This window comes from Endozoicomonas sp. ONNA1, from assembly GCF_024606325.1.
Lineage (GTDB): Bacteria > Pseudomonadota > Gammaproteobacteria > Pseudomonadales > Endozoicomonadaceae > Endozoicomonas_A.
Genome location: NZ_JAHHPN010000267.1, coordinates 12,546 through 28,805, shown reverse-complemented (window position 1 = coordinate 28,805; position 16,260 = coordinate 12,546). Strand labels below are relative to the sequence as shown.

12 protein-coding genes are annotated in these 16,260 nt (G+C 49.2%); 4 read left to right on the top strand and 8 right to left on the bottom strand.

The genetic code is table 11. From position 1 onward, the window contains the following. Nucleotides 1–225: 225 nt before the first annotated feature. Nucleotides 226–1,794, bottom strand: coding sequence for an FAD-dependent oxidoreductase (locus KDK19_RS06400; protein ID WP_257291582.1), 1,569 nt, complete (start codon nt 1,792–1,794; stop codon nt 226–228). Between the two features lie 320 nt (nt 1,795–2,114). On the opposite strand from KDK19_RS06400, the gene KDK19_RS06395 reads away from it, so the two are divergent. Beyond that, nucleotides 2,115–2,333, top strand: coding sequence for a hypothetical protein (locus tag KDK19_RS06395; RefSeq protein WP_257287694.1), 219 nt, complete (start codon nt 2,115–2,117; stop codon nt 2,331–2,333). 91 nt (nt 2,334–2,424) lie between these two features. Here KDK19_RS06395 and KDK19_RS06390 read toward each other — a convergent pair whose 3' ends face one another. Further along, nucleotides 2,425–3,558 (bottom strand): glycerate kinase, encoded by a 1,134-nt coding sequence (locus KDK19_RS06390; protein WP_257291581.1) that lies wholly within the window; start codon nt 3,556–3,558, stop codon nt 2,425–2,427. A gap of 144 nt (nt 3,559–3,702) precedes the next feature. Here KDK19_RS06390 and KDK19_RS06385 point away from each other — a divergent pair, with 144 nt between their 5' ends. Further along, nucleotides 3,703–4,392 (top strand): endonuclease, encoded by a 690-nt coding sequence (locus tag KDK19_RS06385; RefSeq protein WP_368736441.1) that lies wholly within the window; start codon nt 3,703–3,705, stop codon nt 4,390–4,392. A 92-nt stretch (nt 4,393–4,484) separates the two neighbouring features. Further along, nucleotides 4,485–6,752: a DNA topoisomerase IV subunit A gene (gene parC, locus KDK19_RS06380; RefSeq protein ID WP_257291580.1), complete on the top strand. Its 2,268-nt coding sequence runs from the start codon at nt 4,485–4,487 to the stop codon at nt 6,750–6,752. 99 nt (nt 6,753–6,851) lie between these two features. Here the strand turns inward: parC and KDK19_RS06375 are convergent, their stop codons facing one another. The 5 genes from KDK19_RS06375 to trxA form a co-directional block, all read right to left on the bottom strand. After that, complete coding sequence (locus tag KDK19_RS06375) at nt 6,852–7,502, bottom strand: TetR/AcrR family transcriptional regulator (RefSeq protein ID WP_257281844.1); 651 nt, start codon at nt 7,500–7,502, stop codon at nt 6,852–6,854. 173 nt (nt 7,503–7,675) lie between these two features. Continuing rightward, nucleotides 7,676–8,410 carry an NAD(P)H-flavin reductase gene (locus tag KDK19_RS06370; RefSeq protein WP_257281845.1) on the bottom strand — a complete coding sequence of 245 codons (735 nt, stop codon included), beginning with the start codon at nt 8,408–8,410 and terminating at the stop codon, nt 7,676–7,678. Nucleotides 8,411–8,527: 117 nt separating this feature from the next. Further along, on the bottom strand, nt 8,528–9,994 hold the full coding sequence (ubiD, locus tag KDK19_RS06365) for a 4-hydroxy-3-polyprenylbenzoate decarboxylase (RefSeq protein WP_257291579.1): 1,467 nt from the start codon (nt 9,992–9,994) through the stop codon (nt 8,528–8,530). A 66-nt stretch (nt 9,995–10,060) separates the two neighbouring features. Continuing rightward, nucleotides 10,061–11,320 (bottom strand): transcription termination factor Rho, encoded by a 1,260-nt coding sequence (gene rho, locus KDK19_RS06360; protein ID WP_257276489.1) that lies wholly within the window; start codon nt 11,318–11,320, stop codon nt 10,061–10,063. A gap of 589 nt (nt 11,321–11,909) precedes the next feature. After that, on the bottom strand, nt 11,910–12,233 hold the full coding sequence (gene trxA / locus KDK19_RS06355; protein WP_062264585.1) for a thioredoxin TrxA: 324 nt from the start codon (nt 12,231–12,233) through the stop codon (nt 11,910–11,912). A gap of 484 nt (nt 12,234–12,717) precedes the next feature. Here trxA and ppx point away from each other — a divergent pair, with 484 nt between their 5' ends. Then, nucleotides 12,718–14,214, top strand: a complete 1,497-nt coding sequence (gene ppx / locus KDK19_RS06350) for an exopolyphosphatase (protein ID WP_257281847.1) — start codon at nt 12,718–12,720, stop codon at nt 14,212–14,214. Here ppx and KDK19_RS06345 read toward each other — a convergent pair. Beyond that, the gene (locus KDK19_RS06345) at nt 14,200–16,044 is read right to left on the bottom strand and encodes a Na/Pi cotransporter family protein (protein ID WP_257287690.1); all 1,845 of its coding nucleotides are present in this window, start codon (nt 16,042–16,044) and stop codon (nt 14,200–14,202) included. The two genes, ppx and KDK19_RS06345, sit on opposite strands and share 15 nt — an antisense overlap. Between the last annotated feature and the right edge of the window lie 216 nt (nt 16,045–16,260).

Below are 16,260 nucleotides of genomic sequence, written 5' to 3'. Positions count from 1 at the left end.
CCGACGGTGCCGTTATTTTCTAGTCTATTCATGCTCGGAATCTTCGAAGTGAGTATTTGTTCTCGATTAGAAAGAAAATTCAAAATTAATGCGGTTACATAGAGTCGCTTTAAGGATGAAAGTTCATAACATGTCGTTAAGCACAACTAACAAAAATGCCGCCCACCCATGCATTTTCTTTGCCTTTCTCCACAACAAATAATGAACAGGCTGGATGCTTGTTGCTCAGGGTCTATTGAGAAGTGCTTCCTGCGCTTCCATCATCAGGATTTCCTCCAGTGCCCTCAGGCCGGCAAGATAGCCAGAATAAGAGGCCGTTATAGCTTGTCTGGGTAGATCGTGATGGACAGCAACATCCCCTGCAGTCAAAACGCCGCTCTGACAGGTGTGGCTCCAACGGTATTCGTTATCCAGACTCTCGGGCGCTATTGAGCCAATTCCCAGATCCTCCGGCGAGTATTCCAGTGTATTGGCAATGACGCCGTCCACCATGATGGAACGGTTATCAGCCTGAACGCGGTAGAGATTTTCCAGAGGCATCAAGGTAATGGTATCTGCCGTTATTGTAGAAACGGATAACCTGAGGAGCTGCTTATCCAGACTTATAAGCAGGCTGGATTCAGTGTCAGGGACTGGCCAGAAGCTTTTCAACGGCTTTCTGTTTCGGGTATCAATGAGAACAACATCAAACCCGGATCGGCTGGCGTATAAAGCAGCGGTTTTCCCCCCAATCCCTGCGCCAAGGATAGCGACCCTCCTTTTCGACCAAACACTTTTTGTCACCGTTTTATTCAGCCACTGGGCAGAGGTTGTTCCCCTGGCCGCAGCCATCAGGAGAGTAACAAAGGGGCTATCAACAGAACCGAGTGTGAGCATGTTGCTCTTCATCAAGGGCTGAGACCATGGAGTTTGGTTGAAATCATAGCGTTGGATATAGTCCTTGTTATTCAGACAAATATCAGGGTAGATACCGGATTGAGGCTTCTGCCCAATGGCTGAGAATACACCTGAAACAGGAAGACTCAGCCTGCGCCTGCCGCCCTCAAAACTCAATGTACTGGCATTGAGCAAGCCATTCTGATTGATGTAAATGGACTCCAGATTATGTTCGAAATAGAGAAAAAGAGCCTTCTTTCTTCTCTCCAGTGCATTGTAGAGAAGATCAATCATGATACTTTCTGCCTTGAAGCTACTGCCTTGTACAGCAAGATGGACCTTATTGGCATTGAGGCTGAGCAAGCTGATAGCTTGTTCAATGGCTGAGGCTCCTCCACCCACCACCAGAACATCTTTTTCTGCAAACCTGGGACCGTCACAGTCGGTACAGGTAAATACCCCATTACCTTTGTAGGGCTCCAGAATCGTCGGCAGGTTGGGCTTTGCCCCCGATGCCAATATGACAAGGGTCGCATAATAGGCAGAACGCTCACCTTGTAAGACCTTCAGGGTTCCCTTCAGTTGAGTTTCAACAATATGATCTTCAATGATTTGAACATTAGGATTGCTGCTTGCCTTGTCTTCCATCAACTTTTGCAGGCTTGACCCCTTGATTGTCAGGCTTCCGGGCCAGTTTTCAATGGTACCCGCTCCTTCAAGCTGACCCTGGCTTTTATGACTTTTTATCACCCGTATCGTGACTGATGGGTTGAATCTTGCAATCGTCTGGGCGGCTGTCATGGCTGCAGGACCTCCACCTACGACCACAACAGAAGGCGTCAGCGCCCTGAGTGTCGGACTGAGGAACAGGGTGAGCAGCAGGCAGGCTGTCAACTTGTTGATATTTTTATACTTCATTTAAAAAAGTGTTCAGCAATAAGCAGCTCATTGCGGGGTATATTTCTTTTAACTTTTGTTATTCTTTTACCTGCCTGATTCTGATTCAGCGGCCGGAGTTCCTGAAGTACCTGAGCAATGACTTACTCAGGCTGATGGGTAAAAAATAGAGCAGATTTTTAATTTGTGAATACCGCTGCCACAATTTAAGCCTTTTTCCGCCAAGCGGTCAGGATTAAAAGCCAAAGACTGCGTTAAACCCTGATGCCTCATTGCGACTCCCGGAGCTAGTCTTACAGCTGACAGTTTTAATGCTTAACAAAAACGAGGAAAAGACCAAGATGAGAATTGCATTGTCGGCACTGCTGAAAGTCGCCGCTATTGCTTCACTGGGTTTCTGGTGGCTTTGGCTGTTTATTGGCACAGCGTATTACTATGTTTTGCAGGAGAATTCTCTCTGGGCGTCAGCGCAGTCAGGTGCGGGTGTTGCTTTGACTGTTTTTGTCGCAGGTATGTTGAGCTGTCATTTATCCGAGATATTGGTACCGGTTAAAAAATGATTGCTCCCAAGAGATGTCGTCAAGGGGCCGTGAGCCTGCAAATAGACTTTGTCTGGTATCCGCCCCTAAAACCTTTGGCTCTTAAACGTTTTTAAAGTTTCATCGTCAAAGCTACGGCCAGATTTCTGGCAGCCCTGATCAGATTCTCTTCTCCTTTCATCAATGCCTTTTCAAGACTGACAGCTCCATGCACCACAGGAAACAGGGCATCGATTCCCTGAGCATAAACGGCGTCTGCACCCTGCCCAACTGAACCAGCCAATGCCACCACCGGAAGATCCAATGATTTGGCGATACGAGCAACACCCACAGGGGTTTTACCCTGAGCAGTCTGGCCATCTATACGACCTTCACCCGTAATGACCAGATTGGCCCCTTTGACCTTTTCAGCCAGACCAACAGCATCCATGACAATTTCAATACCGGGCTCAAGCCGGGCATTGAGAAAACCCAGTAATGCCGCCCCCATGCCACCGGCCGCTCCGGCACCGGGCACGTCACGGACAGAGACACCCAGATCGCGTTCCATAATCCGGGCATAATGCCCAAGGGACTGATCCAGAGCTTCCACCATTTCATGTGTAGCACCCTTTTGCGGGCCAAAAACAGCAGAAGCTCCATTGTTACCGGTCAGAGGGTTATCAACGTCACAGGCAGCGATGATTTCAACCGATTGCAGGCGCTGATCCATGTTGGAGGTATCGATGCTGCCGAGGCTTTGTAACGGTTCTCCACCGTAAGGCAACTCTTTACCATCGTCGCTTAATAACCGAACCCCCAGAGCCTGCATCATACCGGCACCGCCATCATTGGTTGCACTGCCACCAATCCCGACGATTATTTTTTTAACACCTTTATCCAGCGCACTAAGGATCAGTTCTCCAGTTCCCGCTGTGGTTGCAATCATCGGGTCACGCTGATCAGGACTGACCAGCTCCAGCCCGGAAGCCCTGGCCATCTCGATGACCGCCGTTACGCCGTCACCCAGTACGCCAAATTCAGCCTGAACCTGATGGCCCATAGGGCCTGTGACAGGCACTTTTATAAAATGACCATCTGTGGCATCAATCAGTGACTGAAGTGTTCCCTCGCCACCGTCGGCGACGGGTACTTTGACATACTGAGCATCAGGAAGAATTTCCTTAAAGCCGGTTTCGATGGCTGAGGCTACCTGGGCGGCGGTCAGGCACTCTTTGAAGGAATCCGGGGCAATGACAATTTTCATCGGTCTTCACTCTTCCGTGTCAGGCGATCTTTATGATGCCGTAAATGTATGGTACGCGTCAGCGACGTGTTGAAAACAAATATGGAACCATAGAGCCAAATTTTAATAAAATCAGCCTGAGTCTTTTATGTTCGGGTCTGATTCGTGTCCATTGTTTCTCGTTTACTGGTTTTCTTCTGCGCTGCCAGCTTTCCTTTTTCTGTCTGGTCTGCACTCACCAGCTTTTCTCAGGCCAAGCGGGAAGCAGTAAAAATCTATTCCAATCACCTCACCAGTTTTTATTGCGGCTGCGATATAACCGTGCAGGGCAAGAAACTGGTGCCTGATCTTGAATCCTGCGGATATGAGGTACGAAAACAGCCAAACCGAGCTTCAAGAATTGAGTGGGAGCATGTGGTACCAGCCTGGGAATTTGGTCATCAGCTGCAGTGCTGGCAGGAGGGAGGTCGTAAAAGCTGTGGCAAGAATCCCGATTTTCGCAAAATGGAATCGGATCTCCACAACCTGGTTCCTGCAGTCGGAGAAGTGAATGGCGATCGATCCAACTACCGCTTCGGCTTTCTTCAAGATACACCTGACATGTATGGTCAGTGTGACTTTAAAGTCAATTTCAAGCAGCAAAAAGCACAACCGCCGTTAACACAACGAGGCCAGATTGCCCGAATCTATCTCTATATGGCAAACCGTTACGCCTTCAGACTCAGCAAAAGTCAGAGAAAGCTCTATGAAGCCTGGGATCGACTCTATCCAGAAACAGCCTGGGAAGTTGAGCGTAATGCTCGTATTGCCGCGGTTCAGGGCTGGGGAAATCCATACATTTCAGAGCAGCCATAGGGATGAATCAGCGTATTCGACTGTCCTATCAGCAATCGAGGTATTATCATGTCCGATTAGCTCACTTTTAAAGCTCCCAAGGTTTATTAAGAATGGAACAGACCTTCATCGGCGATGATGGCGTAGAGCGACAGTCACTGAGAGCCTACACAGAAAGCGCATACCTGAATTACTCCATGTATGTCATTCTGGATCGGGCCCTGCCCCACATTGGCGATGGCCTGAAGCCAGTACAGCGCCGTATTGTTTATGCCATGAGCGAGCTGGGGCTGAAAAATACCGCCAAGTTTAAAAAATCAGCCCGTACGGTGGGTGATGTTCTGGGTAAATTTCATCCCCATGGCGACTCTGCCTGTTACGAGGCCATGGTATTGATGGCTCAGCCCTTCTCATACCGCTACCCGCTGGTAGATGGCCAGGGAAACTGGGGGTCGCCGGATGATCCCAAATCGTTTGCTGCGATGCGGTATACCGAGTCCAGGCTGACTCGCTATTCTGACGTCCTGCTCGGTGAGCTGGGGCAGGGCACAGTAGACTGGGTAGCTAACTTCGATGGAACACTGGAAGAACCATCGATCTTGCCCGCCCGATTACCCAATCTGCTGCTGAACGGCACCACTGGTATCGCCGTGGGTATGGCGACGGACATCCCTCCTCATAACCTGAGAGAAGTCGCAAACGCCTGTATTCATCTGTTGGATCATCCGGGCTCAGGCACTGCCGAGCTGGCTGAACATGTTCTGGGACCGGACTTCCCCACCGAAGCTGAAATTATTACCCCCCGCGAAGAAATTCTTAAGATCTACGAGCAAGGGCGAGGTTCTTTGAGAATGAGAGCCGTCTACCAGCAGGACAGTGGAGAGATCATTGTCGCAGCGCTTCCCTATCAGGCTTCCGGGGCGAAAATTCTGGAGCAGGTGGCCGCCCAGATGCAAGCCAAGAAGTTACCCATGGTGGCAGACCTGAGGGACGAATCAGACCATGAGAATCCTACCCGACTGGTGATCGTTCCCCGTTCCAATCGTATCGATGTGGATGGTTTGATGAACCATCTGTTTGCCACGACCGATCTTGAGAAGACCTACCGGGTCAACATGAATATGATCGGTGTCGACGGTAAGCCCCAGGTCAAAGCTCTGGATACCCTGCTGAAGGAGTGGCTGGTCTGGAGAACCGATACCGTCAGACGTCGCCTGCAACACCGCCTCGATAAAGTGCTGGCCCGGCTTCATATTCTTGAGGGGTTGCTGGCAGCCTTCCTGAACATTGATGAAGTCATCGAAATTATCCGCAATGAAGACAAGCCGAAAGAAGTCATAATGACCCGGTTTGGTCTCTCTGAGGTTCAAGCGGATGCCATTCTGGAAATCAAACTGCGTCAGTTAGCCAAACTGGAAGAGATCAAAATCCGTGCTGAACAGGAAGAGTTGGAAAACGAGCGCAAGAACCTTGAGCTGACCCTCAGCTCCGAGCGTCGACTGAAAACCCTGGTCAAAAAAGAGATCAAGGCCGATGCTGAGGAATTTGGTGATGACCGTCGTTCACCTCTTAAGGTTCGTCAGGAGGCCCAGGCACTGTCTGAAACGGATCTGATGACATCTGATCCAGTGACTGTCGTGCTGTCTGAGAAGGGTTGGGTGCGTTGTGCCAAAGGTCATGAGGTTGATCCTGCCAGTCTCAACTATAAGTCAGGAGACAAGTATCGATTGTCTGCCAAGGGCAAGAGTAACCAGTCTTCAATCTTTATAGACTCCACTGGTCGCGCTTATTCTATTCAAACTCATACTCTTCCCTCTGCACGGGGCCAGGGTGAGCCACTGACAGGACGCGTCAACCCTCCTTCCGGAGCAACCTTTGAAGGGCTGTGTATAGGCGACAGTAATGATTGTTACTTGCTGGCCAGCGATGCCGGTTATGGTTTTGTTGTTCAGCATTCCGATATGGTCAGCAAGAACAAGGCCGGTAAGGCTCTGCTGACTCTGCCCAAGTATTCCCAGGTTATGTCGCCCGTACCGGTAACGGCAGAAGATCAGGTGCTGGCAGCCATCACCAACGAGGGACGCATGCTGGTCTTCCCGCTTTCCGAATTGCCGAAGCTGGCAAGAGGTAAGGGCAACAAGATCATTAATATTCCTTCGGCACGGGCATCGGACCGAATCGAGTTGATGGTTCATCTGGCGATAATGAACTCGAGCGACGCTCTGGTTCTGTACTCAGGCAAGCGTCATGTGACGTTGAAATCGGCAGACATTGTGCATTATCACGGAGAGAGAGGCCGCAGGGGTAACAAACTGCCCCGTGGCTTCCAGAAAGTGGATAGTTTTGAGGTTATACGGGCAAACGAAAAAGAAGAGAGCTAAGCCCGAAGAATGGGCAACTCGGTTCCATCACTGCAGGGTTTTTATAGCCCGACTGCTGGCGGCCGCTAAAAACCCATGATGGTTTGTTGAGCCCAATGATCAGCAATGGCCGATTCCGCACCCCTTGATGATGAGGTTGCAAAGATGTTCTGTTGCAGCCTCTAAATCCTCATCGGACAGAGCCTCCTTACCCATGACACAGGCCACCTGAGGACTGTAGTCTACATAATACTGGGTGTTAGCCCAGATGGTGAACAGCAGGTGAAGAGGATCCACAGGATCCATTTTGCCTTGTTCTACCCAGGACTCAATAACCAGTGACTTCTCTTTGATCCATGCTCTGAAGTGCTCAAAGTGTTCCTTGAGGTGTTGCCCTCCATGAATGATCTCACTGCTGAATATACGGGAAGCGTTGGCATGAGCCAGGCAGTATCGCATTTTAGCCCGTATATACTGTCGAAAGGCTGAAGCCGGATCATCCTCTTTGTTCAAGCCGGAAAAAACAGCTTCCCAGAGTGCCATAATATGGCTGAGAACGGCGCCATACAGATCGACCTTGCTGTTAAAGTAATAATGAATGTTGGCTTTTGGCAATCCGGCTCTGTTTGCAATGTCTCTTATTGAAGTCCCTTTGAAGCCACCAAGAACGAATTCGTCCTCCGCAGCTTGCAGTATGATCTGGATGTTCTTTTGACGCACACGACTACTTTTCAAGGCCGTCTGTTGAACCTTGGCAGCGGAAGATTGCATAAAATCTCCGTATATTGATTAGGTGTTATGACTATCGACTATGAATATAGACAAGAGTTGCGCAATTACCATTCGCTGCAAATAATTTGATAGCAAGACAGTCTTTTTTTACCCTGCCCATAAGTAAGCACTTTTATTCAGAACCCGTGAAGGTAGCTAAATTTTCGGTGATGTTATTTTCTGGGCGCATAATCAAAAACGTCAGAGTGCAGGTTTTTTTTCGGGAACCCATTTTCAATCATTACGTCATATGTCGCATAAACCATTTGTGGAGAGCCACTGATATAGGTCTGGCAATGGTGCAGCTTTTCTCGATCGGCCAGTATCGCTTCGTACAACAACCCATGACGTCCACACCAGTCATCTTCATGATTGGCTTCACTGACCACTGGATGATAATGAAGGCCCTGACCAGACCATTGCACAGGAAGGTTTGGCAAATAAAAGTCAGCTGGAGTTCTGGCTCCCCAGTAGAGATGGATCTCCCCATTATGATGGTGACGCAGGCAGTACTCGATCATGCTTTTCATTTGCGAAAAGCCGGTACCGGCAGCAATGAATAGCAGAGGTTGTTGTTTATCCATTGAGTCAGGGAGGTAGCAATTCCCGGCAGGCAAACTGATGTTCAACACACCTTCTTTTATTTCCCGAAAGAGCTGTTGAGAGTTCGGACTGCCTTTCAGCTGTTGAATGTGTAGCTCCAGATGCTGCTGGTTTTCTTGCGGCGCTGAGGCAATAGAAAAACAATTGTTCTCATTATTCTGAAGGTGAACAATAAGATACTGGCCCGGGTAATAATCGGGCAAGCAGCCCGACCCGGTGGCCAGTTTGACACGGTAAATGTCGGAGCTGAGAAGCTGAGTATCGGCAACTGAGCATTGCAGCTTTGAAGACTCTGTTATCTGCACGATGCCTCCCTCCGGAATGTCACAGCCTGCAGGAATGCCTGGGGAATCCCTGCTGATTGCACTAAAAGTAACACTGTATCACAGGAAAACAGGTGATAATCAGGAGTTTTAACCGCTTCAGTCTATACCTAAATCATCCCAGATTGCATCAACCTGATCTTTGACTTTCTGTGTCATGGTTATGGTCTGACCCCATTCCCTGTCGGTTTCTCCGGGCCACTTGTTCGTAGCATCAAAGCCCACCTTAGAACCAAGACCTGTAACCGGTGAAGCGAAATCCAGATAATCAATGGGGGTGTTTTCAACAAAGACGCTGTCCCTCTTGGGGTCCATACGTGTTGTCATGGCCCATATCACATCGTTCCAGTCCCTGGCATTGACATCATCGTCAGTAACAATGACGAACTTGGTGTACATAAACTGTCTGAGAAATGACCATACACCGAGCATGACCCGTTTGGCATGACCCGGGTATTCCTTGCGCAGGGTGACTACCGCCATTCGGTAAGAACACCCTTCCGGTGGCAGATAAAAGTCCACGATTTCCGGGAACTGTTTTCTCAGAATGGGGACAAACACCTCATTCAGGGCAACTCCCAGAATGGCGGGCTCATCAGGAGGTCTGCCTGTGTAGGTGCTGTGATAGATGGGATCCCTTCTGTGAGTAATGCACTCTACAGTGAAGACCGGGAAGCGTTCGACTTCGTTGTAGTAACCCGTATGATCACCAAACGGGCCTTCGTCCGCCATCTCTCCCGGATAGATATGACCTTCCAGTATTATCTCGGCACTCGCAGGTACCTGGAGGTCATTGGTGATGCTTTTAACCAGTTCGGTTTTACTGCCTCTGAGCAAACCTGCAAAGGCATACTCTGAAAGGCTGTCAGGCACAGGGGTCACAGCGCCCAGGATAGTAGCAGGATCTGCGCCCAGGGCCACTGTGACAGGGAAAGGCTTGTCAGAGTCCTTCTGCTGCCAATCCCTGAAGTCCAGAGCACCACCCCGGTGGGATAGCCAACGCATGATCAGTTTATTTTTACCGATCAGCTGTTGACGGTAGATTCCGAGGTTCTGTCGATCTTTTTCAGGACCTTTGGTGATGACCAGAGGCCAGGTGACCAGAGGGCCTGCATCGCCGGGCCAGCAGGTTTGAACAGGTATCCGGTTAAGATCGATCTCATCGCCTTTCAGCACGACTTCCTGACAGGCGGCTTTGCTGACCACTTTGGGCCCCATGTTTAACACTTGTTTGAAGACAGGCAACTTTTTCAGAGCATCCCGGAAACCCTTGGGCGGGTCGGGTTCCTTCAAGTAGGCGAGGAGCTGACCTACCTCCTTAAGGGCGCTGACATTATCCTGCCCCATACCAAGAGCGACGCGGCGTTCAGTGCCAAATAGATTGGCCAGTACCGGCATGTCGTAGCCTTTCGGATTTTCGAAAAGCAGTGCCGGTCCTTTCTTGCGAAGGGTACGGTCGCTGATTTCGGTCATTTCCAGGTATGGATCGACTTCGGTCTTGATCCTGACGAGTTCACCCTGCTTTTCCAGTAGCTTGATGAAGTCCCGGAGGTCCCTGTATTTCATTGGATGTGTAGGCTGCAGCTGAAAGAAGATAGGGATAGGGCAGGCCTATCCCCGGAGAATGATGGATTACTTCCGTTTCATAGACTGGAAGAATTCTTCATTGGTCTTGGTGTGCTTCATGCGATCCAACAGGAACTCAATAGCCCCGATTTCGTCCATTGGGTGCAGAATCTTACGCAGAATCCACATGCGCTGGAGTTCTTCTTCGGTCGTCAGGTAGTCTTCGCGACGAGTACCGGACTTGTTGAAGTTGATGGCAGGGAAGACACGCTTTTCCGCGATACGGCGGTCGAGGTTCAGTTCCATGTTACCGGTACCTTTGAACTCCTCGAAGATCACTTCGTCCATCTTGGAGCCCGTGTCCACCAGGGCGGTAGCCATGATGGTCAGGCTGCCACCTTCTTCGATGTTACGGGCAGCGCCAAAGAAACGCTTGGGGCGCTCAAGAGCGTGAGCATCAACACCACCGGTCAAAACTTTACCGGAAGAAGGAATAACCGTGTTGTAAGCACGAGCCAGACGGGTAATGGAGTCCAGCAGGATTACTACGTCTTTCTTGTGTTCAACCAAACGCTTGGCCTTTTCCAGAACCATTTCAGCCACCTGCACGTGGCGTGATGGAGGCTCGTCAAAGGTTGAGGCCACTACTTCACCACGTACGGAGCGGGCCATCTCGGTCACTTCCTCCGGACGCTCATCAATCAACAGAACGATCAGGTGGCATTCAGGGTTATTACGGGTGATATTGGCTGCAATATTTTGCAGCATCAGGGTTTTACCCGCCTTGGGTGGGGAAACGATCAGACCGCGCTGACCTTTACCGATGGGAGCCACCAGGTCGATGATACGACCCGTTAAATCTTCGGTAGAACCATTCCCCATTTCCATGACCAGACGGTCCTGTGGAAACAACGGAGTCAGGTTTTCAAATAGAATCTTGTTACGAGCGTTTTCGGGCTGGTCAAAGTTAATTTCATTGACTTTTAGCAGTGCGAAATAGCGTTCACCTTCCTTAGGGGGGCGAATTTTACCCGCAATGCTATCGCCGGTTCTCAGATTGAATCGACGAATCTGACTGGGTGAAACATAAATATCGTCAGGACCCGCCAGGTAAGAACTGTCGGAAGAACGCAGGAAGCCGAAGCCATCCTGAAGGATCTCAAGAACACCATCGCCATAGATGTCTTCCCCGCTGCGGGCATGGCGCTTCAGGATTGAGAAAATTACGTCCTGCTTCCGGGAACGGGCCAGATTCTCAAGGCCCATCTCATTAGCGATCGCCAGAAGTTCAGGAACAGATTTTTTTTTCAGTTCGGTAAGATGCATAAGAGTTCGCGAACGTTAAATTGAAAGGTAATGGCCGTCGTAGTTGCAGGAAGATCAGATATTATTGAGATTATTATATTCAGCATCGTTTAATATCGATGCCTGCCTAAGCTCATTAAAAAAACGGCTTTCAAGCTTAAACCTGTAAATCTGGAAGGCTAGCTCGAAACAAACGTGGCCGGAGTATTCTCTACTGCTTATCAGAAGGGCCGCCAAGCCTCCAGAAACACACTCAACAGTCATACCTGAAACAAGCAGATCTGATAACTCCTGAATTCACAGTCTATATCCTTTTCTGGAAAATAATCAAGAACTCCTGCCGAGTCAACTTTTCAGAAGCTTTTTGTTGAGAAATATTTCCCGTTGGAGCAAGCATAAAAAAAGCTATTACAAACCTGATTTTTTTTGATTTCCATGAGCCTCATTCTGAGGATGATGGTTGGACAAAAGACTATCTGTGCAGGAGATAACACCCGGTGCTATGAAACCAGCGAGATGATTTTCACCATCCCGCTGGCTTTTCCGGAAATCTTTTAAGCCAGAGTCCCGGAAAGTCTCTGACGCTTCTGAAGCAGAAAGGTCAATCCTGCTACAGGTTGCTGTCAAGAAATGCTGTCAGCTGAGACTTGGACAGGGCTCCAACCTTGGTCGCTTCGACATTGCCGCCTTTAAACAGCATCAGCGTCGGAATGCCGCGCACGCCATACTTTGGAGGTGTGGCTTCGTTGTCATCAATGTTCAGTTTACAGATTTTCAACTTGCCATCGTAGTCCTGTGCGATTTCGTCCAGCACGGGTGCGATCATTTTGCAGGGCCCACACCATTCAGCCCAGTAGTCGACCAGTACAGGTCCTTCTGCCTTCAGCACGTCCTCTTCGAAGGTAGCGTCTGTCACATTGACAATTTCGCTCATGGAATGGATCTCCTAGCCATTTTGCTTAATGTCAGAGCACGAATCATAGCAAAGGGATGATCCCCGAAACAAATTCGTTACTCCGATTTAATTTTTGGAGGGGTAGTTTACAGAGTTATGTCTGTTTGTATACGGCTGTCAGCCTGAATCAGATTTTGCTGCCCGTAAATTTATGACTCATGGGATGTATATTCTTCATCACCGGAAGATTGAAAACAGTTTTTTTCCTGTCACGAAATATCTGCCAAAACAGGTAATCGAAGGCTTGAAGGAGAAGCTGTCTGGTTTACAGTACTGACAGGCTAACAGTAAATGTGCTGTAACCACAGCCTTCTGTTATATTGCTGATTTATGTAGCCAGCGCCATGATTGGCATGACAAAAACTGATTGTCTGGTCATGGCCTGATTATTCAACCAACCGTCAGCTCACTGGATTCCAGGTGAAAAAAGCCGGACTGTGCGGGAGTGTCGAAGAAGAACATTATGACAGACCAGGGTCGTATTGAGTCCAACAGCCAGCCCCTTGTGGCAGCTATTGATCTGGGTTCCAACAGCTTTCACATGATTGTCGCCAAGGTGGAACAGGGGGAAATCAGGCCGATTGAACGGCTTGGAGAAAAAGTGCAACTGGCTGCTGGTCTGAGTAAGGATGACCGTCTCTCTGAACAGGCCATGGCCAGAGGATTGAATTGCCTGGCACAGTTTGCCCAGTATATGTCCGGAAGGCACTTTCAGGCACTCCGGGTGGTGGGCACCAATGCTCTTAGAAAAGCGAAGAACAGCGGCGAATTTGTCGAAAATGCTGAAAAAATCCTCAACCATCCTATTGAAATTATTGCCGGTCGGGAAGAAGCCCGCCTGATCTATCTGGGCGTGGCTCAGACTCAATCAGACGACAACGATCGTCGGGTCGTAGTGGATATTGGTGGTGGCAGTACCGAGCTGATTGTGGGCGAGCGTTTCGAACCCAGGCTGCTTGAAAGTCTTCATATGGGTTGTGTCGCTTATACCGATCGTTTTTTTCCAGGCGGAGAGCTATCCTCTGAACGCTTTCAGTCAGCTTATTATGCGGCCCGCCTGGAACTTCTGAACATTGAACAAGCCTACAAGAACCTTGGCTGGGTGGATGCTGTGGGCTCCTCTGGCTCTATCCGGGCAGTGAGTTCGATTCTCTCAGCCATGGGTCATGGTGAAATCATTACCCGGACAAAAATGAACATGCTCAAAAGTCAGGTTCTGGAATTCTCTCATACTGGCAGAGTGCGCTTCCCCAGCCTGAAACCGGATCGTCAGGCTATCTTCCCTGCCGGGCTGGCGATTTTAATGGCATGTTTTGACGCCTTTGAGATAGAAAGGATGCAATACTCCGAGGGTGCTCTTCGGGAGGGCGTTCTTTATGACATGTTAGGACGGGATCGCCATGAAGATGTCAGGGGCCGAACCCTATCAGCATTGATGAAACGCTATCATGTTGACCTCACCAATGCCGAGGGCATAAATCGTTACGCACTGACCTGTTTTGACCAGGTCAGCCAGAGTTGGAGGCTGGAGGCTTCTGATCGGGAGCTTCTGAACTGGGCTTCACTGGTTTGTGAAGTGGGTCTGGATATTTCACATTCACAATACAACCGTCATGGCGCTTATCTGATCCAGCACTCGGATCTGATGGGTTTCAATAAAGAGCAGCAGAGAAAGCTGGCTCTTTTGGTACACGCGCATCGAAGGACGATTCCGAAAGGCTTGCTTGAACATTCAGACAGCAATCTGCTGTTAAAGCTGACAGTCCTCCTGCGTATGGGGATTGTGCTTAATCATATACGAAGCAGCACATTCTCCCATTATGACTTAAAAGCAGGCAACCGTGCTTTAAGTGTTGGCTTTGAATCAGGTTGGCTAAAAGATCACCCCCTGACGGCAGCCGACTTTGAACGAGAAAAAATGTATCTGAATAAAGTCGGCTTCAAATTAAGTGTTAACTGATTGACCAGGGGACTGGTCCGAAGACATATCAAACTCCTGATACTCTTCCTTGTCCCTTGTAAGCATGATAACGGCGCCATCAATCAGGTTGGTACAGGCATCGTGAACGTGAGCGCTGTCATTCAATAGCGAGCTGGCGATAAATGGGTCGACCTGTCCTGAGCGAATCAGTTCGTTCAGAGTCTCGTTGGTTTGACTGTCTCGTTCTCTGAGTTCTTGCTTCAGTTGGTCTGCGTGTTCGCGGATATGGCTGTAGCTGCGTCGAACGCCCAAAATGTCAACCAGTTTCAGAACAGAAGCCAGGCAAAGCCTAAGTTGATTGTACTGTTCCCGAATCTGCTCGTTTTCCGACTTGGTGTATTTGCCCATATTCTTATAGATATGCTTTACGTGCTTGATGGCCTGAACAAAGTCACGACAGGCCACCTTCAGGGCGAACAGCTCCTGGGCTTGTTGCCTGGGGAGTTTGCCCTCCAGGGCGCCAGAGTACTGGACAATATCTGCGTAGATACCTTTTATGTGCCGAATATAAAGCTCCTTGATCGTCCAGGGCTGATCATCCCTGCGCCAGCTCTGAACCAACTCTTCAAGGTTGTCGGACTCACGAAGCTTTTCACCACTGAGATAAATGCCATAACAGATCAACTCCAGAGTATTGCGATAGAGATGCCCACATTCCTTGGTAATCGCTCTCAATGCGGTGTCGGGATAACTGAGTGTGACCGGGTTCAGATAAATAGCTCTATTTACCTTCGGAGATTCATCTTCTGCAAGATTCAACGGAACCTGTGGTGTGTTATCAATAAAGAGCTTCTGCAGCCAATGCACCATTTTATTGAGGAATGGTAAAAGGACCATAATACCAATGATGTTGAACAGGCTATGAAAGATGGCCAGCTTCAGGGTGTAGTTATTCGCTGCGATACCATAAACGGAAGCCAGATAGTCCACTGTCCCCATCAGAGGTTCGAGAGCAGCAATAGCAATGATTGCAGTGACGACATTAAAAGCAAGGTGAGCAACAGCCAGTCTTTTCCCTTCTGCATTGGCACTGATGGCTCCAAGGATGGCTGTGATGGTGGTGCCAATATTTGAGCCGATGGCCAGAGCCAGAGCATTCTCGTAGCTGAGCTGGCCCGCAGCAAGAGCCGAGAATGTCAAAACCATTGTTGCGTTGGTTGACTGCATAATGATGGTGGCCAGCATACCTAACCCGGTATACACCAGCACCCCAAAAAAGCCCCGCATGGCAAATTCAGCCAGATCAATGGAGCTTTTGAAGGCATCAAAGCCCACCTTCATGTAGTGGATACCCAGGAACAGAAAGCCTATGCCAAGAAGAATGTAGCCTAATCCATTAATATTCTTGTGTTTGTTGGATTTCAGGAGCAGTCCTATCACCAACAGAGGCATGGCATAGGCTGACAATTTAACCTTCAAGCCGAAGAGAGCCACCAACCAGGCACCGGCTGTACTGCCGAGGTTGGCACCAAAAATAATCCCGATGCCTGCCGTCAGCCCTATCAGACCGGCACTGAGAAAGGAAATGACGATAACCGAAACCAGAGAGCTGGATTGCAGAAAAGCGGTGGAAATTACGCCAAAGGACAGGCTTTTCCAGACCTTGTCGGTAGTTTTCTTCAGCAGGGCTTCAAGAAGCCCCCCGGTATAAACCTTGAAGCCCTGCTCCAGATAAACCATGCCAAACAAAAAAATAGCAACACCGGCCGCTATCTCACGAAACTCTGGGCTGACCCAGAAACCGTAGATCAGCATTACGATGATAGAGGGCAGAAAAAGCCGGCTTAACATGCCTGATTGAAAACTCATAAGCATTCCGAACACTGACTTCATTAACGTTCTTATCGGCGTGTTGGTTCGGACTTTTCAATTAATTTATCTGTCGTAAAACTGTCACTAAAGAGTCAGGACTAAGGCCCGATAATATGGGTTCCTGAGGTTCCACTGCCTGATCCGCAGGGTGCAACAGCCTCATAGGAATAGATGACGTAGATGAGAAACATTCAAAGGGCTGTGACGGCAAGT